The 25,433-nt window shown below is 67.8% G+C and carries 21 protein-coding genes; 19 read left to right on the top strand and 2 right to left on the bottom strand.

The window, feature by feature from the left end; all coding sequences use genetic code 11:
• Nucleotides 1-155 precede the first annotated feature (155 nt).
• The 15 genes from ACIBO8_RS10275 (at nucleotide 156) to ACIBO8_RS10205 (ending at nucleotide 19,626) form a co-directional block, all read left to right on the top strand.
• Nucleotides 156-1,214: a hypothetical protein gene (locus ACIBO8_RS10275; RefSeq protein ID WP_396114845.1), complete on the top strand. Its 1,059-nt coding sequence runs from the start codon at nucleotides 156-158 to the stop codon at nucleotides 1,212-1,214.
• A 493-nt stretch (nucleotides 1,215-1,707) separates the two neighbouring features.
• Nucleotides 1,708-2,355, top strand: a complete 648-nt coding sequence (locus ACIBO8_RS10270; RefSeq protein WP_396114844.1) for a GGDEF domain-containing protein — start codon at nucleotides 1,708-1,710, stop codon at nucleotides 2,353-2,355.
• A 19-nt stretch (nucleotides 2,356-2,374) separates the two neighbouring features.
• Nucleotides 2,375-2,647: a hypothetical protein gene (locus tag ACIBO8_RS10265; RefSeq protein WP_396114843.1), complete on the top strand. Its 273-nt coding sequence runs from the start codon at nucleotides 2,375-2,377 to the stop codon at nucleotides 2,645-2,647.
• 108 nt (nucleotides 2,648-2,755) lie between these two features.
• Nucleotides 2,756-3,250: a hypothetical protein gene (locus ACIBO8_RS10260; protein ID WP_396114842.1), complete on the top strand. Its 495-nt coding sequence runs from the start codon at nucleotides 2,756-2,758 to the stop codon at nucleotides 3,248-3,250.
• Between the two features lie 108 nt (nucleotides 3,251-3,358).
• On the top strand, nucleotides 3,359-3,961 hold the full coding sequence (locus ACIBO8_RS10255) for a hypothetical protein (protein ID WP_396114841.1): 603 nt from the start codon (nucleotides 3,359-3,361) through the stop codon (nucleotides 3,959-3,961).
• Nucleotides 3,962-4,423: 462 nt separating this feature from the next.
• The gene (locus ACIBO8_RS10250) at nucleotides 4,424-5,530 is read left to right on the top strand and encodes a DUF932 domain-containing protein (protein ID WP_396114840.1); all 1,107 of its coding nucleotides are present in this window, start codon (nucleotides 4,424-4,426) and stop codon (nucleotides 5,528-5,530) included.
• Nucleotides 5,531-5,620: 90 nt separating this feature from the next.
• Nucleotides 5,621-6,571 (top strand): hypothetical protein, encoded by a 951-nt coding sequence (locus ACIBO8_RS10245; protein ID WP_396114839.1) that lies wholly within the window; start codon nucleotides 5,621-5,623, stop codon nucleotides 6,569-6,571.
• Complete coding sequence (locus ACIBO8_RS10240) at nucleotides 6,559-7,029, top strand: hypothetical protein (RefSeq protein ID WP_396114838.1); 471 nt, start codon at nucleotides 6,559-6,561, stop codon at nucleotides 7,027-7,029. The genes ACIBO8_RS10245 and ACIBO8_RS10240 overlap by 13 nt, the downstream gene beginning before the upstream one ends.
• Before the next feature lie 219 nt (nucleotides 7,030-7,248).
• Nucleotides 7,249-8,163, top strand: a complete 915-nt coding sequence (locus tag ACIBO8_RS10235) for a DUF4192 domain-containing protein (protein ID WP_396114837.1) — start codon at nucleotides 7,249-7,251, stop codon at nucleotides 8,161-8,163.
• A 324-nt stretch (nucleotides 8,164-8,487) separates the two neighbouring features.
• Nucleotides 8,488-10,320 carry a ParB/RepB/Spo0J family partition protein gene (locus ACIBO8_RS10230; RefSeq protein WP_396114836.1) on the top strand — a complete coding sequence of 611 codons (1,833 nt, stop codon included), beginning with the start codon at nucleotides 8,488-8,490 and terminating at the stop codon, nucleotides 10,318-10,320.
• 401 nt (nucleotides 10,321-10,721) lie between these two features.
• Nucleotides 10,722-11,531 (top strand): hypothetical protein, encoded by an 810-nt coding sequence (locus ACIBO8_RS10225; RefSeq protein ID WP_396114835.1) that lies wholly within the window; start codon nucleotides 10,722-10,724, stop codon nucleotides 11,529-11,531.
• A 638-nt stretch (nucleotides 11,532-12,169) separates the two neighbouring features.
• Nucleotides 12,170-13,105 (top strand): bifunctional DNA primase/polymerase, encoded by a 936-nt coding sequence (locus tag ACIBO8_RS10220; protein ID WP_396114834.1) that lies wholly within the window; start codon nucleotides 12,170-12,172, stop codon nucleotides 13,103-13,105.
• A 489-nt stretch (nucleotides 13,106-13,594) separates the two neighbouring features.
• Nucleotides 13,595-14,026 (top strand): single-stranded DNA-binding protein, encoded by a 432-nt coding sequence (locus ACIBO8_RS10215; protein ID WP_396114833.1) that lies wholly within the window; start codon nucleotides 13,595-13,597, stop codon nucleotides 14,024-14,026.
• Between the two features lie 78 nt (nucleotides 14,027-14,104).
• Nucleotides 14,105-14,572, top strand: coding sequence for a hypothetical protein (locus ACIBO8_RS10210; RefSeq protein WP_396114832.1), 468 nt, complete (start codon nucleotides 14,105-14,107; stop codon nucleotides 14,570-14,572).
• Between the two features lie 1,208 nt (nucleotides 14,573-15,780).
• Nucleotides 15,781-19,626 carry a hypothetical protein gene (locus tag ACIBO8_RS10205; protein WP_396114831.1) on the top strand — a complete coding sequence of 1,282 codons (3,846 nt, stop codon included), beginning with the start codon at nucleotides 15,781-15,783 and terminating at the stop codon, nucleotides 19,624-19,626.
• Between the two features lie 70 nt (nucleotides 19,627-19,696).
• Here ACIBO8_RS10205 and ACIBO8_RS10200 read toward each other — a convergent pair whose 3' ends face one another.
• Together ACIBO8_RS10200 and ACIBO8_RS10195 are read right to left on the bottom strand one after the other, a co-directional pair.
• Complete coding sequence (locus ACIBO8_RS10200) at nucleotides 19,697-20,344, bottom strand: DUF6461 domain-containing protein (protein ID WP_396114830.1); 648 nt, start codon at nucleotides 20,342-20,344, stop codon at nucleotides 19,697-19,699.
• A 156-nt stretch (nucleotides 20,345-20,500) separates the two neighbouring features.
• Nucleotides 20,501-20,725 (bottom strand): hypothetical protein, encoded by a 225-nt coding sequence (locus tag ACIBO8_RS10195; RefSeq protein WP_396114829.1) that lies wholly within the window; start codon nucleotides 20,723-20,725, stop codon nucleotides 20,501-20,503.
• 371 nt (nucleotides 20,726-21,096) lie between these two features.
• On the opposite strand from ACIBO8_RS10195, the gene ACIBO8_RS10190 reads away from it, so the two are divergent.
• The 4 genes from ACIBO8_RS10190 to ACIBO8_RS10175 all read left to right on the top strand — a co-directional run bounded on the left by ACIBO8_RS10190 (nucleotide 21,097) and on the right by ACIBO8_RS10175 (nucleotide 25,312).
• Entirely contained in the window at nucleotides 21,097-23,256 is a 2,160-nt protein-coding gene (locus ACIBO8_RS10190; RefSeq protein WP_396114828.1) for a PxKF domain-containing protein, read from the top strand.
• Nucleotides 23,257-23,280: 24 nt separating this feature from the next.
• Nucleotides 23,281-23,475, top strand: coding sequence for a hypothetical protein (locus tag ACIBO8_RS10185; RefSeq protein WP_396114827.1), 195 nt, complete (start codon nucleotides 23,281-23,283; stop codon nucleotides 23,473-23,475).
• 515 nt (nucleotides 23,476-23,990) lie between these two features.
• Nucleotides 23,991-24,173, top strand: a complete 183-nt coding sequence (locus ACIBO8_RS10180; protein ID WP_396114826.1) for a hypothetical protein — start codon at nucleotides 23,991-23,993, stop codon at nucleotides 24,171-24,173.
• A gap of 533 nt (nucleotides 24,174-24,706) precedes the next feature.
• Nucleotides 24,707-25,312, top strand: a complete 606-nt coding sequence (locus ACIBO8_RS10175) for a hypothetical protein (RefSeq protein ID WP_396114825.1) — start codon at nucleotides 24,707-24,709, stop codon at nucleotides 25,310-25,312.
• Nucleotides 25,313-25,433 lie beyond the last annotated feature (121 nt).

The following is a 25,433-nucleotide window of genomic DNA, read 5'->3' as shown; positions in this document are numbered from 1 at the left end:
ACCTGCGGAAAAGTCGATTTCGCCGACGACGAGAAGACGCCCAAGCAACTCAGGCGGGCCCAGTTGGCACGACAGGGGCTCAAACGTCTCGACCCCCCGCGGCATGGTTTCGGCGCGACCGGTGCGCAGGTCCCGCTAAGCTGATGCACTAGAACATGCGTTCGAACGTCGTTGATCCTGCGAAGTCAGCCTCGTGTCAAGCCAGCCGCGTCCTTCCCCTCGCGGCGCGAACAGCCTGGAGGGGAACAGCCGTGACCGGTCATCATGTCTCTACCGACCGCTCCGGGTGGCGTGAGTCCGGCCGCATCGACGGCGTCGACGACGTCCGGCGTGTCCTGAACGAGATCAACGCCACCGGGCTGCACCGCGAGAACACGGCATTGGCCCGCGACCTCGTACGCACTGCCGACGATGCGGCACTCACCGCACTGGACGCCACGCGCATCCTGCCGATTGTTCCCGAACTCGCCCCGCTGCTTCCTTGGCCGTCCGGGATTCGCCGAGGCGCCACCGTGGCCGCGGTCGGCTCGACATCGCTGGTGATGACCTTGCTGATGGCAGGAATGACGCAGGGCGCCTGGGCGGCCGTCGTGGGCCTGCCTGCTTTCGGCGCCTTGGCCGCCGGGCAGGACTTCACCATCCCGCTGCAGCGGTTGGCGTTAATACCCGAGCCGGGCCCCGACTGGCCAACCGTCGTCAGCGCCCTCATCGACGGCGTGGACCTGGTCGTCGTCGCCGCACCGGCTCAAACATCGGACACTGTCACCCGGGCCCTGATGAGCAGGGCCCGGCAGAAGGGATGCGTGCTGCTGCCCACCACCGCGTGGAACGGCTGCGACCTCGCCATCGAACGGCTGGACGGACGCTGGAGCGGGCTCGGCCAGGGACGAGGCCGGCTGCGCCAGCACACCGTCACCCTGCGAGCCCAGGGACGAGGCCGCGCCGGGCGGCCCCGCACCATCGAGACGCTCCTACCTCCAGCGTCGATCAGCGGACCCCCACCCGACCTACGGATATCCCCGCCATCCGATCCGGTCGGTACACCAGAGCCGGCGGCTGCCGACCCGCCGGAGGCATCCGCTGTCACATTGCATGCCGTGCCGCGACCGGTTGACCCCTGGGAAGATCTCGTGAAGCATCGTCGGCGCCCCTCAAACCAGCAGCCGGTCGCGGGCCTGCGCGGGACATCACCGGTATCCCGCCGACGTTCCTGAAGCGACTTGCCGGCCGTCGGTTCAGCGCGTGGCAGGCCACGGAGACCGCAGCCTAGGCTGCGCGGCGCGAAGCAATTATCGATGACCGGTGAGCGCCGCCGTGACAGCAGCGCGCACCGTGGCGGCCGGGGCCGCTGGAGGCGGACGGCGGCGCTGGCCAGGCACGATGGCACGGCCCGGAGCGGGCGCAAGGCGGTCCGAGAACATCTTGGCCTTCGGCCAGAGATCTTCTCGTTCCTGATGCCTGGCCGCCTGCTCCGGGCCGTGCCTCGGCCTGCGGCGCCAGCACGCGCTCGTCGCCTCGTCGACCTCGAGGTGCAGCCGCAGTGACGCGGGCGGCGGTCATATCCGCCTCCGCGGGCGTGATCGCCGTTGCCCGCAAGCAGTCAGGCTAAGGCAATCACCGCTTGGCGCCTGTGTCTCTGCCATCCAACGTGCTCGGCCCCTTGGTCGGCTCCACGTAGACGGCTCAACCATGAAGGGACCTTTCTTCATGCGTAAGACCCTGGTTGCCGGCCTTGCCGCAGCGGCGGTGGGCGGCGCGCTCGCCGGCCGGCTCGGCGCGACGCCCACCATCCGCCACCTTCGCCGACAGAACGACGCGCTCGCCGAGCGTGTCTGGAACGACCGGCTCACGGGCGTATTGAGCCGAGACGGGCTCGAGCAGGCGTACGCCGCGAGCAACGACCATGGACGTTTCGTGATCGTCGTGGATCTCGACACCTTCAAGGCCGTGAATGACGAACATGGACATCCCACTGGTGACCGGGTGCTCAGCGCGCTCGGCGCGCGCCTGGCCGAACTCGCGTCACGGCACCACGGGTGGGCGGGCCGGCTCGGTGGGGACGAATTCGCGCTGATCCTGGCCGACTGCACCGCATCGAAGGCGCTGCAGATCGCGACGCAAGCGGTGGCCGCCATCATCGCCGACAGTCGCACCGGGTCGGTGCAGGTTCGCGGCAGCGGGGGGATCGCCTACGCGGCAACGACCACCTCGTGGTCGGACGCTTTGACCGACGCCGACATCGCGCTCTACCAGGCCAAGCAGCGCGGCATGGTCACGTTGTTCGAGCCGGGCATGACCTACCCCCAGCCGCCGGCACCTCGTCGGCAAGCCCGTGACGTACGCGCGACGAACTAGCTGCCGTATCGCCGGAAGCGTGCCGCACGTGGCCGTTTTCGGGCCGGACGAGCTTCTCCACAATGCGGAAGTCACGAAGGACGTCTTGAGACGACCGGCGTTCCGTACCCCCTCGCCGGCCACGGAGACTCTGCGGCGGCTGCTCGATGCCGGCCAACTGAGCGTGCAGGCCTACGGCCGGGTGCTGCGGCTCGCGTGGACGGTCAATGACCTGCGCGATGCCGGCCTCCCCGACCCGGATGCCGTCGACACCGCCATCGAGCTCTACAACCCGCGGCGACACACGAACTGAGCCCACATTTCCTCCGCCCTGGTGAAGCCGACGGCTCCACCCTTCTATCCGCCCGTCGGGGCGCTCATCTATGCGGTGGGCGCCCTAACTGATGCTTAGGAGCAACGCATGTTCCTCAGAGACCTTGTCCGCGCAGCGCTTGCACGGCGGCGCGCCGGAAACCGGACGGTGCGCTCGGATAATGCTGGACTTGCCGTCTGGGCTGATCTGGCCCGGCTGGATCAGCTCGTGGCCAACGCCGCTGACCCTGATGAGATGCCGGCGCTGTTCACGCTGATGAACCCCGCCGGTCGTGACTTCGGCACGGACGTCGCGACCTTCATCGACCACTGCTGCGAACAGCAGATCTTGCTCGTCGCGGCACCGGTCACCGCTGTCGATATCGAGGCGACCGTCAGCGGTGACTGCCGCGACGGCGGTTTCTTGGTCATGGTCACCATCAATGACCAGATCACCGTGGCCTCCGGTCAGCTGATCCCAAAAGCATTCCGTGACGCCGACGATCTGCCACGCAAGGTGCTCGCCGTGGTCGTCGACATCGCCGACCACGCGTACCGCGAGTTCCTGCGCACCGCAGCCGACCTCACCGGGAACGCATCATGACCGGCCCCCGCGTTCTCCGCCATGCCCGGCCGCGCCCGGTACCCGCCGCGAACCACGCGCTACCGCCTCGAGACGACCACGGTTCCGCCGTTGCCGGCACAGGCCGCCATGACTGAGCATCCGTGCCACCGCCACCGTTTGGGGCAGCACACCACGACCTGCCTGACCGGCTCATGCGGATTCTGCAACGCTGACCTGGGCACCACCGCTTCCGGCGAATGCCGCAGCTGCCTGCGGATCGTGTGCGAGACCTGCGACGCCGGCTACGACACCAACCTCGGGCCGATCTGCCGGCCCTGCCACGACGCCGACCACGCGACGGCTAACACCCCACCGCCGGCTGGCCCCCGCGAGCAGCACCGGCGCTGCGTATTCGAGCTTGACCTGTCCTGCGGCCACGTCGTCACCTACGCCGTGACCGGCTGGTACCCGGTGTCCGTGTCGTGCTGCGACCGGCTCGGCGGCACCGTCGTGAACGGGGAGTACGTCGCCTTCGCTTCGGACGTCGACTTCGTCCGCCTGTTGTCGGAGCGCTACATCGACTGTCCGGCAGGTACCGCACGTCGCCCGAGCCGCGTGCTGCGCCGCCGCGCGCGGACCGACGAACAGTCACCACCGTGGTTTCCGGGCCACCGCGCGAGCACCGGTCGATACCCGGCCCGTGTCGGCGCTACCTGGAGTCTCGGCGAATCAGCGCCACGCCCGTCCTGAGGCGGCGGCACCCGAGAGCGAACTGCAAGGCGGGCGATGTAACGCAGGCGATACCACCAGCTGGCTCACCACTCCACGGCAGAACGAACACGCCCCCTGTCCGCAAACCCCTCGACCTTCGAGTTGATCACCGCTTCCTCGGCAGTCCACGATTCCCGGTCCGATTGCCGGCAGGGGCGGCGGTGCTGGCCGGGGCACGATGGCCGACCCGGCACCGGGCGCAAGGCGGTCCGAGAACATCTTGGCCTTCGGCCAGAGATCTCCTCGTCCTGGCCGCCTTGCCGCTCCGGCCGGCCGGGCACGGCCCCGGCACCGCGGGCCAGCACGCGCCCGCCCCCGCCGACCACGGCCTGCGGCGGGCGTACCCGCCGGCCGTCACCGTTGCCGGTGGCGGCCTTGCACGGAAGGCCCATCCAGATGGCTCAACCGACGCTCGCCGTAGCACCCAATCGCCACATCGGCATGAACACTCTGATCACCAGGCTCCGCGATCAGCACGACCGGTCGGTCGACGTCATCGCCGGCGCCGCGACCTTACACGCGGACAACGGCAACCTGATCATCCCGCGCACCGCACCGCTACTCACCTCGACAGGCGTAGATCTAGCCACGGGCACATTCGGGCTCTCCGACGTGGCCTTGGGTGGAGTCGGCGCGAAGCTCTCCATCCCTGTCGACTACCTACGCCGGATGGCGCGCGAGAACGTGCCGTTAATGGACGACAACATCAACAGCTGGCTGGAGCGCGACGACCGCCGGTTCCTGGTGCGCTGCCTGCGCCGTAGCATCGGCAGCGGTGAGGGCACCGCCCGGGCCTTCTTGTCCGACCGGTACCTGCGCATCGACAACCTCGACGTCCTGATGGCCGCGATCAAGGGCATCGAGAAGGCCGGCGTTGCGGTGAACATCGCGTCCTGCGACCTGACCGACCGTCGCATGTACGTGCGGTTCGTGTCACCCGAAGTGCAGGTCATGGCCCCGGAGCTGCTGCGCAACTATCGCAGCCCGTTCGACGGGCGCCGTGGCAGCGACCTGCCGATCATCTCCGGCGGGTTCCTGCTGAAGAACTCCGAGACCGGCTACGGCCGCTACTCGCTGGCGCCGTGGCTGCGCATCGAGGTGTGCACCAACGGGCAGACCGTCGAACGCGGCACCGTCGGACGTACCCACGTCGGTGCCCGCATCACTGACGACGACGGCATCGTCGACCCGTCAGCGGAGACGATGAAGGCCCTGCTGGCACTGATCACGTCACAGACCGTCGACACGATCCGCAACTACCTCAACGTCGACTTCGTCGCCCGCGCGGTCGCCGACCTGGAACGCGCCGCCGGAGTCACGATCCGCAAGCCGGAGACCACGATCAATATTGTCTCGCGGCAGCTGCACTACACCCAGGACCAGCAGGACGCCATCCTCGCGCACTTCATCGCCGGCGCCGACCTGAGCGCCGGCGGCATCATGCAGGCCGTCACCTCCGTCGCCCGCAGCATCGACGACGCCGACGCTGCCTACCGGATGGAGACCACCGCGTCCAAAGCGCTGCGCCTGGCCGCCGCAGCAGCCTGAGGTAGCTGCCCCTCACCGCTTTCACCGCTGGCCATTGCAGGGCGCCCACCGCATCGGTGGGCGCCCTGTCGTGCGTTCTGGAGGTAGTCCATGCCGGCTCGACGGCGCATCGTTCCCCCGACGTCCACCGCCACGCCAAGCACTTCCGGTAGTGATGCACCCGGCTCAGACCTGACCGCCGACGTGCAGGCGCCGCGGTTCGTGTGCGGCACCTGCGGCAACCCGCTCGACCGCTACGCCGAGCTGGCCTCCGGCATCGTGTCCTACCAGCATCCGATCTGGAAGGACGCAGACCACCCGCCCGTGCCGGTGACCGCCGACACCGTCGAGACCGCCTACGTCTGCGACTTCTGCACCGATCCCAAGATCCTTTTCGTATACGCGACGACTCAGCGGGTCCTGGTCCAAGTCGACACTGCGCACGGCCGCGTCATACGGGATTACGGCACCCGCTGGTCGGCCTGTGTCGAGTGCGCCGCCCTGGTCGAGGCCCGCAACCTTGCCGGCCTGCTGGACCGGATCCTGACGCACGGCATGACCTTCGCCGCCGAGGTGGTGGCGCACCTGGCCGCCATGCTGCGACAGGTCCTCGCCACGCTGCGGCCCGGCCGTGCTCTCACCGCCGACGGGCAATGGGACGCCGTCCCGCTGCCGGCAACCACGTTGCCGAAAGTCCGTGACCGACTGGCCGAACTGACCGCCGGTGATGTCGGATTGCCCTTCGGGCTCGACCACAACGCGGCGCGCGCACTGCTGGCGGCCAGTCTCGCGATCGCCCGCCTGTACTGGATCGACGAGGAATTCACCGTCCTGACCCGCAACGCCGCCCAGGTCTTGCCGCGGCTGGGATTCGCCCGGGTGATCTGCCGGCCGCGCACGGCTTCGTCGCATGGGCGCAAGCGGTCGACGTCCGCCGCCGCTGCGTGGCCGCGTCATGGAGCAGCCACGGCGAGGCGATGCAGCTCGTCGGTTACCGCAGCATCGGCGACGGGCTCGCACCCGCAGCCGTGCAACAGCTGCGCGGTGAGGTGGGCTGGCTGATCCCCGCGTTCGCGGTCACGCTGCGCCCCGGGCAGCCCGTCACCGCCACCCACCCGGCGGCCCCGCTGCTGACGACGTGGCGGCTGATTCGCCAGCGGCTCGCCGAAACCACTCCGGCGAAGGTCGACACGTCGATTCGCCGGGCCTACCGGCGTGCGCAGCGGCCGGAACCCGACGTGGCGCTGGTGCGGATCCGCGGTACGCGATCAAGCTCTGCGCCCGCGCAGCACACCGGCGTCAGCGGCCAGTCCGAGCGAGATTACCGCTGGTGGGTGGCGCCGCACTGGCGTCACCAGCCATACGGGCCGGGCCGGAAGCTGCGGGACTGGATCGTCGTGCGGCCGCATCTGCGGGGCCCGCAGGACAAGCCGATCAGGGCCACTACCACCGTGCGGGTGCTCGGCGCGCTACCGCCGAGGCCGGACACCGCTGAGCCGGCCCCTATCGACGGGCCGTAACCGGCTGGCATGTGTGCGCGCCCGGCCGCGCCAGCAGCGCCACGCGGCACCAGCATGCCCGCGGCCACCCGGCCACCCGGCCACACGGCCACACGTCGATGCCGACGCCGCTTCTCGTGACGCCAAGCCCTCCACTAGCCGGTCGCCTCCCACGCCGGTGACCGGTGTCAGCACCGCAGCGCACGCCCGAGCTCTCTTGTTTGAAAGGCGCCTACGATCATGACCGATCCGTCACCTGACACCACCGCCCGCAGCCCGCAGGACCTGCTGGGTGCCGTGCCGTACCTGCTGGGCTACCACCCAGGCGACGAGATCGTCGCGGTGTACCTCGCCGCGGATCGGCGCATCCTTGGGGTGGCCGCCGAACCGTTGCGGTTTTCGGCCGAGGCGCTGAGCGAGCACCTGATGCTGCAGGCACCGGCCGAGCCGTTCGCCGAAGTCGCACTCATCGGCTACGGCCCACCGCCGATACGGCCCGTCTTGACCACGATCGGCCGGATCCTTGGTCTGTTCTGGCCGCTGCACACGCTGCTGTGGGTCACCGGGTCTCGGTGCGTGTGTCTGCTCGACAGCTGTTCGTGCCAGGCCAGCCGCGGTATGGACATCGATCCGGCCACCAGCGCGGTCGCCACGCAGCTGACATACGCCGGCATGGTGGCCTTACCGTCGCGGCAGGACCTGGACACTCTGGTCGCCCCCGACCTGGTAGCGCAGGCAGAGACGGAGACTGCGGTGGCGGCCCTGGCGCCGGATGCCGCCGCACCCGGGCTGCTTGACGACGTTCTGACCGCCGCCAAGCGCGGTCAGCGCCTCACGGCCGGGCAGCTGGCGCCGCTGGCGCTCGCCCTGACCCACCGCGACATCCTCGAAACGGCGTGGGACGCCGTGTGCGGGTGCATGTGGCAACGCGATCTGTGGCTGGATGTAACCCGCCGCGTCCCGGACCGCTACGCCTGCGGCCCGGCGACCCTGGCCGCCTGGTGCGCGTGGCGGCGCGACGAACACGCGCTGGCCACCGTGGCCTGCAAGCGCGCCGTCCGCGAAGGACCGGGTCACCGGTTGACCAGGCTGGTGACCAGCGTCGTACGGACCCGTGTGCCCGCGCACCGTCTGCGCCGCCCCGCGGCTCGCTGACGCCTGTCATCGCTGAACGCGCGCATCGCCTGGGCCGCTGCCGTCACCGGCGGCGCCAACCCCAACTACGACTTTTCGAGGGCCGGTTGTCTCGTCAGCTTGGCACCGGAGCGGGTGCCGACGGGGCTGGCCATTGATCCTGGCCGCCCGCGCCGCGCCCCGCAAGCCCACCCCTACCAGCCATTACTCCGCCGATGTGACTGCCGGGGTGGGCCTTTGCGGGTTCACGTCGATCGGCCGGCCCGGGGCGGATCAGGCCAGCACCGCTCGGGCGCCCGCCCGAGCGCAGCTCATCACAGCTCTATCTGTGGAGGTAATTCCATCGTGGCCACCGTCATCAACGACACCACCACGGCCGCCGAGACTGCTGCGGACAACGACGTCGCCGCCCCCGGCGAGCCCGCTACCGTCGCCAGCACCGAGCTGGTCGCGGCTGCGCCCGCGCTGATCGGCGAGGTCGTCGACGGGCCGGTGCACCTCAACACGGGCCAGGACGGCCAGCAACTGCCGTTCCGCGCCGGGCTGCTCGACGCCCGCCACGTGCACGAGCCGCAGGGCTTCAAGCGCACGCAGATGGGTGACCTGAACGACCTGATCGCCTCCGTGCGCCTGTTCGGCGTCCGCGCCCCGCTGGTCGTCCGCTCGATCGGGTTCTTCCCGCCCGTCGACGCCAACGGAAAGCCGGTCGAGGACGCCGAACCCGTCGAGCATTTCGCCGTCGTCGACGGGCTCCGCCGCCGCAACGCGGCGATCGCGGCCGAACGCTTCGACCTGCCGTGCTTCATCGCCGACACCGACGACGACATCCATCTCATCCTGCAGATGCTGGAGGTCAACGACCACCACAAGGACCTGGAGGGCATCGAGCAGGCTGAGGCCTACCAGATGCTGCTCGACTTCGGCCTCAGCGACCAGCAGATCGCCGACGCCCGCCGCACCGATGTTAGTCAAGTCCGCACCGCGATCAAGGCCCGCACGTTGCCGTCCACCGCGCAGCGCGCGCTCAACGCCGGGACTCTCACCCTGGACCAGGCGCTCGCGCTGGAGGAGTTCGCCGACGACCCGGACGCCCAGCGCAAGCTGCTGGACAAGCTGGGTGACCAGTACGACTTCAAGCACGAGCTGTCACGGCTGCGGGACAAGCGCGCCTACGCCCGCAACCGCGACGTGGCCAAGGCCCACCTGGTCCTCGAGAGCGTCGACGTGACACCCAAACCACGCGGCTTCGGCTACGACGGCACCGCCGTACGCGCGGACCTGCTCCTGGACGCCGACGGCCAGCCGGTCGACGTCGACGCGGTCAAGGCCCAGCCCGGCTTCCACGCCTTCGTGGAGAAAGACGGCGGGCAGGCGCGCGCCGTCGTGTACTGCGACGACCCGGCACAACGTGGCTACAGCCGCCGCAAGGAAATTTCGGCGGCGCACCGCGGTCTGAGCCCGGAACAGATCGCTGCCAAGGAACTCGCCGAGCAGCAGGAGAAGGAGCGACTCGAGCGCCTCACGCTAGCCGCGACGGTACGCCGCGAGTTCATCGTCGAGAAGTTCGGCACCGCCAAGGGCGCCCGCGCGCTGTTCGTGCCGGCTCTGCGGACGGCCACCCTCGGCAAGGCGATGGGTCGCTCCGCCGACCTAGACGAGCTGTACCGGGCTCTCGGCGGCTCCGACAACGACACCCTTGCCGGCGCCGGGGAGGACAGGCTGCGCCGCAGCCTGGTCGCCAAGTACATCTGCGCGCTGGAGTGGAACCTGAACGGCACCACCCAGCCGCACCGGATGTGGATCGACAAGGAGGCGGCGGTCGCCTGGTACGACGAGCTGCGTCAGCGCAAGTACCCCCTGACCGACGACGAGCAGGAGCTCTGCCGGGGGTGGACAGCGACAGTCGCCGACGAAGACGACGAGGGCGACCGCGAGATCAAGGATCTCAACGATGAGGAAGCCGAGATCCCTGACACCCCGCCGGTCACCGACGTGACGCAGATGCCCGACGCCAGCGAGCAGGACGAGATCGTCGACGTCCTCGCGGCCGACGAGCAGGTGGCGGACGAGGAGGCGGATGCCGTGGTGATCGAGGTGCTGCTCGACCGCAACGAGGCCCAGACCTCCGACGGCGCCGGAGAGCCGTACGAGCTCGGCGCAATCTCCGCCGCCGCCTGACACAGACGCCGCGCTGCATCTCTCGCGGGAGATGCAGCGCGGCCCCGCCTGCGGCCACTGCCTGAGCACCGTCAGACGCACAGGCCCCCGGCCGCCACCCGGCGATTCTCCGCCGTCCATCCGAGAACCCGGCCCGGACCTTGTGCGCGCGAGCACCGCACCGCCGGGCCGTGTCTGCCCGGGGTGCCTGGCGAGCGCTGTGCGCTAACACCTCTGCTTCGGATCTCCTGCGCATTGACGCCGAGAGCCGATGCACCGCCGACCTGTTCGACGGCGGCCTCCTGCGATGCCTGTACCGCGACGGGCCGCATCCCATTGTCCCGCCCACCAAGGTCTGCCACCCACCGTCTGCTGCGTCCCCGTTGACGTGCCGGACGGTCTTCTTTCCTCGGAGTTGCGCCATGAACCCTTGGTTCACACCCACCTCACCGCCGGCGTTCACCGCCGTCCGGCGTCCTCTCTCAGACAGCGAGCTGGCCACCGTTCGCGAGCGGATCCACGGCGATGCGTCCGGCCCGCACGAGTTGGTCGACGCCGTCGTCACTGCGGTGTTCGACGCCCTGCTGACCGGCCAGGGGCTCACGTACCGCGACCACCACAACAACGCGCGGTTCGACCGCAGCAACTACGCGATTCCGGTCAGTCAATGGACCGCGATCGTCACCACCGTCACCGATCGGGCCTACACGTGGGGCGCCGCGACCTCCACCGGCATGAACCTCGCCGCACTGCTGCCTGCCAGCTACGACGACCCGGCCGTACCCACCCCGCTGCTCAACCCCATCGACACCCAACCCCACCTGGTGCGCCTCGACATCAGCCGCGACGCCACCGCCACCGTCGCCTCCTGCCAGCACCACCTGGTCAAGCTCGCCGACGCGTACGGCACCAACAGCGACCTCTACCGCGACGCCGCAGCCAGTTGGTCGCTGCAACTCACCGCCCTCATCAGCGCACCGCCCGGCACCCACCGGGTGCTGCACCCCGACGGACCGCTCTCGCTGTATGTCAGCACCGACGACGCCGGCCACTACGGCATCGTCTTCGACCCCCTCACGCGGCACTGCACCGTCGAGGGCTGCCACGCCGTGAGCGCGGCAGACGGCCAGTGGCAGCCGAGCCATCCCCACGCCACGGTGATCGAGCACGACCACCAGCCCAGCCACCCGGCCGACGGCCCGCAGCCCGGTCGTTGGATAACCCGGCCCTAACCGCCCACTGGGAAGAAGCTCGCGACGACCGCCGCGCTACGCACTCCAGCCGCAGGCCAGCCGCCGTCGGCCGACCAGCGGAAGCGGCACGCCCGCGCTGCAGCCGCCGCAGCAGCACCGCGCGCGTGCTGCCACCGCACGCCCGCGCGTCACGGTGACCGCGGCCGGTCACCGTGACCAACCCGGCCTCCACCACTCACCACCCTCTGTCCTCCAGGCGGGCCAGCAGGCGAATCGATCCTCGACCTGCGGACCTCCGCGGTCCTCCAGCACCGCCGTCACCCCCGAGGAGCCGTTGTGTCTCACCCTCTTCGTCTCGCACGCAGACCTGGCATCTGTGATCCGCCTTCGGCGCCAGCGCCGCGGTCGGGTCACCGTTGCGCCGCCGCGCCCTACGGCACCGTCGTGTCCCACGTGCGCCTCGCCGGCCCACCCCCGCGTGCTGCACGCTCGACACCACGTCAGCTGCTCGCCGGTCGCCGCCCACCCGACCGCCACATCACTGCTGGCCGGGACCGGCTTGTGTATCCCGAGCTGCGAGCGAGCCAGCGTTGCGCAGGTGAACGGTGAACGCGTTCCGACCGGCCGAACCGGTTGACGGCGGAACCGCACGACCGCCGGTCACGACGGCAGACCTCGTGGCCACGGCGATCGGCTACGCCGCAGCGGGTATCGCCGTGCTGCCCCTGCACACTCCCGACGCCGGCGGTGTCTGCAGCTGCCGAGCCGGCGCGGCCTGCGGTTCGCCGGGCAAGCATCCCCGCGTGCGTCGCGGCCTGCACGACGCCTCCCGGCAGCCGCAGGTCATCCGGTCGTGGTGGTCACGGTGGCCGCACGCGAACATCGGCCTGGTCACCGGGACCGCCTTGGACGTCTGCGACATCGACACCAACACCGGGCTACGCGTCGTGCTCGACCTGCTCGACGTTGTTCGCCCACCCGGGCCGCTGATCCGTACGGGTTCCGGGTGGCACCTGTGGTACGCCGCCGACGAGCTGCCCAGCCGGGTCGCGGTCCTGCCCGGCGTGGACTGGCGCGGCCGAGGCGGTCTCGTCGTCGCTCCACCGTCGCTACATCACACCGGCACCCGGTACACGTTTCAGCAGCCCTGGCAGAACGGCGACCTGCCCGAGTGTCCACCGCAGCTGCGCGCCCTGGTGCTACCTGCACCGCCGGCACCCGCCGGTCCGCCGTCGACCCCGATCGCAGACCTGGACCGCTACCTGCGGGCGGCGCTCGACGGAGAAGCCGAACGTGTGCGCCGGGCGCCACGGCCGATGATCAGCGGCGGTCGGCGTATCAGCGGCGGCGGCCGCAACGACGCGCTGAACCGGGCCGCGTTCCGGCTCGGGCAACTGGCAGCGAACACGCCCATGGACGAGGCGGCCGTACGACGCGAACTGACCGAAGCCGCCCTGAGCACAGGACTGGGTCGCGCCGAGGTCCAGCGCACGCTGTCGTCCGGGTGGCGAGCCGGGCTGCGTCATCCTCGGCGTCTCGGTGACCGGCAGAGTGCCGCCGCACGTCGTGTCAGGAAAGCACCGGTTCACACCTGGCCGGGACCGCACAGCTGACGCCAGCGCGGCCGTCACCCATCGGAAGTACTCACCTCGACCTGGACAACGGTAGGACGCCGCCCGCTCTCGAGGCGGGCGGCGAGACGACCCGCCACTCGACCGACGTGCCGAGCCTGCAGTGCGTGGCCCGAGCCAGCGCAGGCCGGCCGCCCACACGGGAGGGCAACGACAGCTGCTCCGCCAGGTGCACGCGTGGCGGTCCCGGCATCCCGGCTGAGGCGGTGCGTGGACGTCCGCTGGTCCCGCTGCTGAGGGACCCGAAGGTCAGCCCACCCAGGCCAGGGGTGCAAGCCCCGGCAGAACATCTTGGCCCACACCGTCTCGCGTTGCTCGACGCCAAGATCTTCTGACTCGAACAGGGCTTGCACCCCTCGGCCCACGTGCGGGCTCTGACCGGCCCCGTCAGCGCGGCACCACGGCGCCCGGATCACCCAATCCGAGCCGCGTCACGGGCCGCACCGCACCATCTGAACGGGAGCCAAGCACATGTCGGAATTCACCCTCTCCTTCGAGGGCAACCTCGCCGCTAAGCCCGAGCTCGACATCACCGGCAGCGGACAGACGCTGTGCCGGCTGCGGGTCGCCCACAACCGCCGCCGCCGCACCACCGAGGGGCAGTGGGTCGACACGACCCCCATGTGGGCCCAGGTCACCGTCTGGGGCGAGCTCGCCGAACGATGCGCCGAGTTGAGCAAGGGCGACACCGTGGTCGTCAAGGCCCGCGACGACCTGAACGTGTGGCCCTTCACCCGCCAGGACGGCACACCCGGCGGCGTCCTGGAAGTCACCGCCGAGAACGTGTCGGTGTCCATGCGCTTCACCGGAGCCCTGCCGGTACCCAGCGACCACCCGGCCGGCGACGCGTGGGATCCCGCCACCGCCGAGCCCGAGGCCGAGCGCGAGTTGCAGGCCGCCTGACCGCCTCCCCGGGGCCGGTCACACAGCCGGCCCCGGGGTCTCTTACCGACCAGTCGATCATCCCGGGGAGTTCTCGTCATGAGCCAGGAACCGTCGAAGCAGATCTTCACCAGTCTCATCCAGGGCACCGTTCGCGGCCGCTGCCAGCAGGGCCACACCAACAGCGGCGGGCGGGCCTTCGTCAAGTTCCGCATCCTGCACCGCACCGGCTACCGCAAGGACGGCCGGTGGGTCTCCACCGCGCCTATGGAGTTCGAGGTGACCTGCTGGGACGAACAGCAGATGCTGCTCGCCCGCTCCCTGCGACCCGGCACCGAGGTCCTCGTCATGGTCAAGAAGTTCTTCCCGTACCTGGACCAGAGCGACGAGCCGGTCATCAACATCACGCCGGCCGACATCGTGGCCCTGCCGAGCAGCACGCCCGCCCCGAGCGCACCGCGCCCGCAGCGCAGCGGCGACCTGGTCGTCAGCCCGCACGGCGAAAAGATCGCCGCCGACGCCTGGCCCGACGTCGTCACCGACCCGCAGCTCGCGCATCACCGCTGAACCAACCCACTTCGCAAGGCCGGTCCGCGCACGCGGACCGGCCTTGCCGTCGTGAAGGAGGCTTCATCCACCTGCCTGGGTCCACGTGCAATTTCCTACGCCGATACAGCGTCCGTTTGAGGCGTGGCCGTCAGTCCCGGGATCCGCCGCCTGAGGAACGCCGGTCCGGGTACGGGTGGAGACCTGTCGCCGCGGCTGGTATTTCGAGCACAGCTCCGGATGCGGTACTCCCGATGTGCCGCGCACACCGGCATGTTGATCGACCTAGGCAATGACGGTACGGACTTTGGGTGGTGACCCGCAGCCAGGGCCCCGGGATTAGCTCGAGGGACGGCGAGAAGCCGAGAACTGCTCGTCAACAACTATGTTGTCTGGTGGCAGAACCCCATCGGGGCAGGGACTCGGACTTGCAGAATTCGTCGGGGATCCTTCGCAGGTTCCGTCGGTCACAGATTGTCCCGGCACAGGACTTGACGATGCCGGGCTGCTGACAGGCACGGAATGCTGAGACGGCGACGGTGCTGGGACACTCGCCGCATTGGGGTCGCAGCCAGCGAGCAGTACAACCGCTATCGATGCGGCGCACAGACGCACTTCCTGGCGTAAGAACACGACTCTCCATCGGGCTGCATCGCAGGGACTTAAGCGTTTCGTTCAGTAGAACCCTCGCGTCCGCGACCGGACCGATGGTCCGGTGACAGGGTGGTGCAGGATGAGAACGATAGCTGAATGCTGATCCGCTGGTCTCAGGTCCCACGTGGGACGAAGGTGATGCCCTAAGCCGATGAGATGGCTCTGGAGTCGCTTCCACGGGACAGTCGAGCTACGTTCGCAGACGGTTATCCTCCTCGGTGGTATCCCGGCACGCAGCCGGATCTGGAGCAGGTTTCGGGGACATCATCCTTCCTCCGTTCCCATCCATCACATCTGCCACTTCCGTCTGCGGTCGGGCGGGTCACCGTCGGCCGTAGCGGTTGGAATGCCGTCCTACCCGCCGACCTTCAAGTTCTTGTAAAGAGTCTGATGTCGGATGAGCCCGCGCCGATGGCTACACCGGCGCGCGGCCGACTTCTTGAGCTGGTGACGCGTGCCGTTCTAGTCATCTACAGAACGGGACCAACGTGTTAGGACGTAGGCAGCTTCTGCCGGGCCTGATCTCAATGAGAGCCGTAAGGTCACGGTCATTGACCGGGGCGACGGTAATGTCGGTGATCGCCGGGGTCCTGGCGGTGCCGCCGGTGGAGGCATCAGCCGCCGACACGGCAACGCCAGCGCCAGCGCCCAGTTGCACGAACGAGCAGGACGTCGAGAGTGCAGCCACTGCCATGGCTGCGCGGTGTGGCAGCCCGGTTCTGATCGCCGCTGAGACCTCGGAAACGTCGCAATCTTGGGCGCTGCCGAACGGACAGATCCGTGTCGAGTTGAGCAGCGCCCCCGTCCGGGCTCGCAAGAACAACAAGTGGGTGCCGATCGACCTGACCCTCGTGCGTCAGCCGGACGGCTCCGTCGCGCCCGTCGCTCACCCCAATGAGCTCAGGCTGTCCGGTGCTACCGAGGACGTTGGACTGCACGCCCTCGCCACGCTGGAGTCCGAAGGCTCTGATGTTGCGATGGGGTTCGAAGGAGAGTTGCCAGAGCCGGAGTTGAGTGGGTCTAAGGCAACCTACCGCAACATCAAGCCCAACATTGATCTGGTCGTGGAAGCCACGCCTAAGGGCGTCGAGAGCTTCTACATCGTCAAGAAGCGTTCCGCTGCATCGCAGGTCGCCAAGCTGACGATGCCGATCACCGCGGAAGACGCTGTCTCGCACGAGCTGGACAAAGACGGTGGGCTCGCGCTGCTCGACTCCAATGAGCAGGTCGTAGCCGCATCGCCACAGCCGTTGATGTGGGATGCCCGGACCGACAAGGTAACCGGAGAGCCCGCTGTCAAGCGACGGGTCGGCATCAGCGCCCGGCACCGCAACGCTTCCCGCACGACGGGTAGGCCCACGCCGATCGAGAGTTCCGGCGTCGACCTCGCGCTCACCCCGGACACCAACTTCCTGACCGACCCGAACACCGTCTACCCCGTTACGATCGACCCCGCCCTTTCCGCCACCAATGGCGACACCTACGACACCTGGGTCCGTGACGGACTCACCGCGGACCAAACCACCACGCCCTACCTGCAAATCGGTGCCTGGAGTGGAAAGGTCGCCCGGGCGTACCTCAACTGGAACACCTCAGCCTTCAAGGGCAAGTACATCACCTCAGCCTCGCTGAGCCTGTGGAACTCGGCCTCCAATTCGTGCACAAGCAAGATCTGGGAGGCATGGACCGTCATCGGTGGAGCGAACACCTCCACTCGGTGGACCAACCAGCCGGAGTGGCGGTACAAGGACGACGCCTCCTCGGCAACGAAGAGCGGACTCAACGGTTGCATCGCCGGCGGCCGGGTCTACATGAACGACTTGGCTGGCTTCTTCCAACGATCTGCTGACGCCGGCTACGACGTCAGCCACATGGGGCTTCGCGCGAGCAACGAGGCCGACCCAGCGGCGGCGAAGAACTTCTACTCGACCGACTACACCGACACCACCAAGCTGCCCCAGGTGACGGTCACCTACAACAACAAGCCGACCGTTGGCGCCGTGTCCACGAACCCCGCCATGGCATGCACTACCGGCACGGCCCGACCGTACATCGCCACCACCACGCCGACACTCAAGGCGGTGGTATCCGACGATGACAGCTACGTCGGTGCGCGGTTTGAATGGTGGACCGGCGGTGTCAAGGCCGGCGAGACATCCACGAACCTGGTCAGCGTCTCGGGCTCTACCATTTCCAGCACAGTTCCAGCCGGGCAGCTTGTTGACGGCAAGACCTACTCGTGGCGTGCATATGGGCTGGCCGCAGACGGTGGCGTCTCGGCCGCCCCGAGCAGTTGGTGCGAATTCACCGTCGACACACTCGCCCCCGACAAAGCACCCACCGTTTCGTCAACCGCCTACCCGCAGGGCGCCGTCGGCGCCACTGCGGGAACGGCCGGAACGTTCAGCTTCGGCGCGAACGGCGTCAGCGACGTCGCCGCATACCAGTACGGGCTGGACACTAACCCGCCCGCCACTGTCGTCAACGCCAGCAGTATCGGTGGTGCTGCGTCGGTTGCGTTGACCCCGCCCACGGGGGGCCTGCATACCTTGTATGTGCGCTCGCGGGACAGGGTTGGGAACTTGTCTCCGGTCAACGCGTACAGCTTCACGGCCGTGGGGCTAATTCCGACGTTGGCCAGCCGGGGCGTGTACGTCAAGGCCGACGGCACGCAACCGAACTCGAGCTGTGTCAGCGGAGCCAGCCGGCCCGTGGTGAACACTTTGACCCCGCTACTGTTCGCGACGTATTCGCACCCTACGATCTCTACGATCAACGCCAGCTTCGAGTACGCGACGGTCGACGGCCTGCCGCTTGGCATGGAGAGCAGCGGTGACGTTGCAGGTCTTCGGGCAGCAGTGGTGATTCCCCAGGACACGTTGACCTCCGGGGATTCCTACAAATGGCGCGTTAAGGCGGCCGGGGAGACGGTCTGGTCATCCTGGTGCGAATTCACGGTTCGCGCGAACATGGCGAGCGTTGACATGCCGGTCACGAGCGACGACAGTGCGCCGACTCTCGGGGACATCAAGTTCGTGGAGCCGTCCGACGTTGCCGACGTGCCAGGCGCCGAGCCGGTGTCCCAGGACGGAGATGTCCTCCCGACGGCCGTCAACGACTCATTGACGAACGACGAAGGCGATGAGGTCGACCTGGACGAGCCGGAAGAGCCAGTCGCCAGCATCTCCGCCGTGGACGACGATCCGGCCATCATCGTGCAGCCCGAGACGACGACACCCGTCGACGGAGTCGATGAATGCGCCCAAAAGACGCCCCCGGCTGACGGCTCCGCGTGGGCCTGTGCCACCCTTCCCACCGCACAGGACATTGCGGAATCGGATGCGATTGATACCGAACGGCTAGCGGCCACGCAGGATGGCGAGGTATCGATTCAGTCCTCGTACAATACCTCCCCGCGAATCTGCTGGGGCAGCGGCGGGGTATGGCGGATCAATCGCTATGAGGCCTGCTACAAGAACATCATCCCGGTGAATACTTGGCTGGGCAAAACGCTCGTGGGCGGCTTCACGGTTTCGGTCTACCGCTACGCTGCACTGAATCCCGTCAAGGCCCAGTGGGAATATCGCATGTACTTCGAGACCACTGCGGCGTGGGGGAACACTCTCGCAGCGATCACCTCACTCACCGGCACTTGGTGCGACAACTCCTGCAGGACGCATTTCTATCCGCAAAGCGGTTCCGTCTTCTATAAGGGCGCGAAGGCTCGCTTGAACGTGGACGTCGACGCGCTCCACCTCGAAAGCAATGTGGGCCGGCCGAGATATACCATGCATGCGAACATGACGTTCGTCTTCATCTCCCCCGTGGTGCCCAACGTGCAATTCGGGATCCACACCTTTGGCTCGAACTGGGTGCGGTGTGATAACGCGACCCGCACGGGTACGTCCCGAGGATGCGTAGTTCCGAATTACATTCCCACGCTCGACTACCCGCTCAACGGGTCACGACCGAGTCTCGCGTGGCACATCAGGGAGGCGCAGCGCAGCGGATTGCCTGGTAAGCCGACGTGTGGCAAGGTTCAAAACGGTTCGTGTTCTTCTTACAATGCCTTGTTCAGGATGTACGACCAGGCTCGTAAGAAGCTGAATCGCGACCGGGCTTGCCCTGATTCCATCGCGAAGCTCGCGCCTGCGGGGAAATCTTGCGACGAGTACCCGATGGCATCTACCTGGAATGGAGCAATGTCCGCTCCGAACGACAGCTACTGGCGCACCCAGGCCGGCTGCCAGATGGGGAGTAAGAGGCAAATTGGGTACACCGGGTGGAGCCGATGCTTCATCAACGCACAAGACAACGAAAAGGGAGGCTTTGTTGAACTGGCCCGCTTCCTCTCGAATGCGCGCTCCCTGGGTGGTCAGCGCATCCTGGACTGGGATCCGTACTTCGTAAACACGCCCTAGCTCAGATTTACCGTGCTTCGGGTCGCGGGTTGAGTTCACTGAACCCGCGACCCGAATCACCAGGGCCGTCTCATGCATCCGGAACGAGTACATACTTAAAAGTTGAATTGTCGAGTAGCTCGGCGGATAGGTGAACTCCAGACAGCAATTCGGCCAGCGCGAAGGCGGCGCCTTCAGAGTAAACCGCCATTGCGGCCTCGGACTCGTCGCTTAGGCTGAAGCCGGCTGAGTCCATTGCACTGGTCAAGTCGTCTACCCGACTGCCATTTCTCATCGTCGGGTTTGTCGGGGAAAATGAGAGTTGCAGGTCTCGATCTACGATATAAGAAAAGGAGGTGTCAAGATCCACACTCTTGAAGTGTGAGATGAGCACTGCATTTGCGGATAGGGGTACTGCGGTGGACTTGGAGCCGCCAATCAGCGTGTGCCACTCCACCATCATGACCCATTCACCGATAGAGGTGATCGCAAGGACGGGCGCCTCTGCCTCCATTGATGCTTCCCAGATCTGCTCGAATCCTCGCAGTTCCTGCTCGATTGTCCCGCCGATGCGATCTACTAGCTCCTCTGCCGATAATCCTTTCATGAATGTGAAGCAGTAGTTTTCTACTATTTCACGATCTTCGCTCTGCGTGAACCATTCGTAATCGGCCGCGGTAGGTGGCATAGCACCCATTCTCCCACGCAGCTTCCCTTTCGCCGGCACCTTTGCCAACACGATACGTTCCGAAGCCGGCGGGGACTGACTCGATGTCATCGGCTTGCCCGGGCGTCGTACCGCGTTCGTGATGGGCGACGTCATGGGCCGCGGCGTGGCTGCGCGGCCGTCATGGGGCAGATCCGCACCGCCGTGCGCCCCTACGCCGCCCTGGACCTACCGCCCGACGAGGTGCTGCAGCACGTGTCCGCCCTGGCCCGCACCGTGCGCGGTCACCAGTTCGCCGGCCTCGGCGTCGGACGAGGCCGGCTGAAACGTCAGTGCCTCACCGTGCAGGCGGCGGGGAAGGGGCGCGCTGCCCGGCCGCTGACCGCCACGGTGACCTTGCCGCCACACCAGGCGGATTGCACTAGCTCCGGCCGAAGTGATCGTGACGTTCACGGTCGCTGCCAAGCCGAACGAGTACGGACATTGCCAAGGCAACGATCAGGTCGCTGGCCAGGTTGACCTTGGTGAGCCGTTGCGCGGTAGGGCGCTCCTTGACGGCCTGTCCCTCAAAGGCGAACCGGTGCTGGCAGGATCAATGTTCTGCGCTCCGGGTGCCGTCCGCTTCAAGCCCTGATCCGGAGGACCGAGTGGGTTCTTACGGGGGCACGGTAATCCATTCAGGGTCGGCCGAATGCCGCTGCCCGCTGAAAACTGTCTGGTTCTCTCGGGGAATCCGCTCTGCGCGGGTGTTTCGTCGCAATAGTAGGCGGTAGAGACGTACCGTTCTGAACCATAACAGCAGCGCGCGCACCGAAGGGGAAGCCATGAGATCACCGTCGGGCAGTCGCCGGCTTCTGTTTCGTCGATTTCGGTTCATCCTGCTTGCCATCGCTGCCTTGCTGGCGACGTTTTGCATGCCCGCGAAGGCGTCGACAGCCGCCGTCTCGGTGACGATCAGCGGTACCGTGCGGAACGCCGACGGGGATCCGGTGGCAGGCGCCCAGGTCATTCTCCAGGAGATCACGCGGCTCCCGTTCTTCCCCTGGGAGTACACCGACTACGAAGTGACCGGGGAGGACGGCTCGTTCTCCATCACCCGCGATTGCACCGCGTGTGCCCTTCGGGCGCTCGCCCCGTTGCCAGGCCCCGGCGCCACGTACCTCACGGCTCAGGTCGGCGGCTATCCGGGATTCGGCACGGAGAATCCCACGATCGATGTCACGCTCCCGCGCACGGTCACCGGCACGCTTCATGTCACGGACGTCGACGGCAAACCGATGTATGGCGCTTTCGTCGGATGCGAGCCGGGCTTCTACGGTTCGGGTGTTTACCGCGACTCAGGCGCCTACCGGTGGATTCTCAGGACGATCAGTTTCGGCCGTTACACGGATGACAAGGGTGACCTGACCGTTCGAGGGGTGGAGGACGGGGGAATGTCGGTGTGCATCTATCCCCCTGGCGTCAATATGAACTCCGGCGAGGAGCCCGGCTACTTCTCCTTCGCCATGGCCGACGGGGCCGTGCACAATTTCCGCTTCGGAGCGCCGCCGACACCAGCCGCTGATGTGCCGGCCGCGCCGACAGTCACCTCTGTGACACCGGGAAACCACAGCGCCACACTCACCTGGCTCAAGCCGGCCGACGGGGGCAGCCCCATTCTCGGCTACACCGTCACGGCCGATCCCGGCGGGCAATCCTGCTCGACCGACAGCGCCGATGCGCTGTCCTGCACCGTCACCGGTCTCACCAACGGCGTCCACTACACGTTCACGGTGACGGCTCGAAATGCCGTTGGTGTGAGTCCTACGCCGACGCCGGGCGGGCAGAGCGGCTCCGGCGGTGTGACGGGTCCGGTGACTCCTGGTACGCCGCCCGCTCCGGTCACCGACCTCGAGGTCGAGCGTGACGCGTCGGATGGCACCTCGGTGACGCTGCACTGGTTGGCGGCGGCGTCGGATCTGCCGATCGTCGGCTACCGAGCCACTGCCGAACCCGGTGGCCGTTTCTGCACCACCGAGGGCGCTCTCTCCTGCACCATCACGGGACTCACCGCGACGGTCGACTACTCCTTCACCGTCGTCGCAATCAACGGCATCGGATCGTCCCCGCCGTCCGACCCGGTGGACCTGCCGAAAGATGAGACTCCGCCGACGGTGACTGCCTCCTTCACCGCCGAACCTCTCCACGTTGGGAACACTGACTGGTTCGCCGCGCCGGTGACGGTGACGTGGAACGTGAAGGATAACGAGGGCGGATCAGGAGTGTCTGAGGCGAACGTGCCCCCGCCGACCACTGTTTCCTCGTCGCGTTCGATCTCATCCGGCTCCGTCTGCGACATCGCCGGGAACTGTTCGACCGCCTCTGTCGAGGTGGGCATCGACACCGTGGGCCCGGAGATCGCCGTGCTCGGAGTCGAGGATGGTCACAAGTACCTCCTCGGTGAAGCCCCGCCCGTTCCGACGTGTTCCGCTACAGATGCCGGCGTGGGAACCGCAGGCGACTGCCGGGTCAGCGTGAACGGCGGCAATGCCAACGGTGTCGGTACGTTCGTCGTCACCGCCACGGCCACGGACCGGCTCGGCAACCAGAGCACCATGACGGTTCGCTACAAGGTCGTCTACCCGTGGAGCGGCTACCTGCAACCGATCGACGACCCCGAGGGGGATGCCGGAGCCGGCGTCAGCGTCTTCCGAGCGGGTTCCGTGGTGCCGGCGAAGTTCTCCCTGACCGATGTCGCAGGGGCGGTTGTGCAGCCGGTCACCCCTCCGATCTGGCTGACTCCCGTCAGGGGCTCCGCCATGACCCTGCCGGTGGACGAAACGATCTACAGCGTTCCGACCGACTCGGGTACGAGTTACCGGTCCACCGACGGACGGTGGCAGTACAACTGGAGGACCGACAAGGAACAGGCAGGGTTCTACTGGCGGCTCGGTGTGCGTTTGGACGACGGCGAGACGCATTACGTGACGATCGCACTGCGATAGGGGTCAGGCTGCTTGCAGTCCGGGATGGCGGCGAGCAGCCGTCCCGCAACGCCGACCGAGGGCGCCGTCTACGCCGAGCTGGGCACCGAACACATCTACCCGTCCTGTTCCTGGTTCGACGACGAGTCCGACAGTGACCTCGAATCAGCGACGTTGCCCGACGCCGCCCGATGGCCAGGACATCCCATCGACGACCCGGTGCCCACCGACGGCACCTGATGGGCCCTCGCGACACGGCCGACCGTTCCCATTGACTCCGGGAGCTGCCCGGCCAGCCCGGCGTAGGTGCGACCGTCCACCTATGCCGACGTCACCGTGGCGAGGCTCATGCGGCAGCACACAGCCGCTTATCCCTCGGTTCAACCTCAGGACAGGCGACGGCCGCGAAAGGCGCGCCCGGCGCAGCGCCGAAGCACTGCTCAGCTGGTCACCGGCGTGCCGCCGACCCCCTGACTCCGGACTTACTGGCCGGCGAACGCGGTGGCAACCCCGGGCCACCGCGTTCGCCAGTCCTCAGTGATGACCGACCCGATCAGCGGTCAGACAAGCCGTCAAAACATCTTGGAAGCGCAGCACTGATCTTCCCGGCACGCCTCCCATGCTGCGCTTCCAAGATCTTTCGCCCAACAGCTGGCTTGCCAGCCGCCGCCGCGCCGGTCCCCCAGGTCCTGTCAGCGCGGCAGCCCCGGTGCGAACCGGCGACGCCGCCCATCCGCACTCCGGAAGGCAGCGCCATGAACGACAACACCGACGTCACCACCACCGAGCAGACTGCAACCGCCAGCGGTCCGCTGCGTACCGCGGCCCGCCGCTTGAGCCACCCGGTGGTGCACATCTCCGGTCTCCTGGCCGCGCACGTCGCCGCGCTGGCCGTGCTCGAGAAGACGCCGCTGCTCGCCCTGCTCTCGCTGCACTGATCTCCCACAGTTCCGGTGGGGTGCGCTGGCGCACCCCACCGGGCCAACGGAGCGCCCCCGCCCGCGGCGCGCCTGCCCGCGGCGCTTCAGCCGTGACTGCCCGGGCCACAGGCGGACAACGCGATGACCGCGCTCACTGTCCCACGACACCACGTCGCTTGCCGGAGGAGCCTTGACACCGGCGGGCGGGCAATATCGGCTGCCCGACCCTCTGCCCCGTCGTCCAGGCAGCAGCAGCCTCGAGGGCTGCACATCGCGCACACCCAGCAAGCGAACCTCCGGGGGCGTCTGGAGCCGCTCGCTGGGGGACCCGAGGTCAGCCCACCCAGGCCAGGGCCGCAAGCCCCGGCAGAACATCTTGGCCCACACCGTCTCGCGTTGCTCGACGCCAAGATCTTCTGACTCGATCGGGGCTTGCACCCCTCGGCCCATGTGCGGGCTCTGACCGGTCCCGTCAGCGCGGCCCCCGGCGCCGGGAGCACTCGATCCGCAGGGCGGGCCGCATCAGATTTAGCCTGATGGAGGCACTCAGCATGACTGAGAACGTCATCGACCAGACGGTGGCCGCCACCCCGGCCGAGCAGACCCCCGCCGGTCAGGGGCGGCCGGCCGCCCCGGAGGGGTCGGTCTACCTGTCCGATGTCCTGGCCAGTATCCGCCGACACGCCCGCGACAACGGCTGGTGCTCGACCGCCGAGAACATCACCAAGCAGGCCTTGAACGACGGGCTGTCACTTAAGCCGGTCCGCTCCACGTCCGACGGCGGATGCGGCGACCCGTCCTGCGAACTCTGTAGCCCCCAGGATGCCGTCGCCGAGCGGTTCACCGCGGCCGAGGGCGTCGACCCGTTCGTCACGAAGGCCCGCCTAAAGAGGGCGATCAAGAAAGCCTGCGAGCTCGGCTATGACTGGGACGAGTACCGCCGCCTGTACCGCGAGCTCATCGACACCTACGCGCTGGACGAGGTCCCACTTCCGGTAACCACGTACACGGTCACCTTCACCGTTACCGACGAGCAGCTGAAGGACCAGACCGCTGACGAAGCCGGCATGGCCTATGCCCTGCGCGCCGGGATCACGACCGGCTTCACCGTCGCAACCGACACCACCGAGCTGGCCACCCCCACCCTGCGGCCGTAGTGATCGCCGGTTGCCCGGCCGGTTCACACCCGGCCGGGCAACGCCCCGATGCATTCCACCACCAGGACGCCGAAATCGCAGCCCACCACGTCTCGTGCGCCGCGCGAAGACAGATCTCGCG

Source organism: Actinoplanes sp. NPDC049681 (assembly GCF_044465265.1).
In the GTDB taxonomy this organism is placed as follows: Bacteria; Actinomycetota; Actinomycetes; order Mycobacteriales; family Micromonosporaceae; genus Actinoplanes.
This window is presented reverse-complemented; position numbering and strand designations above follow the sequence as displayed.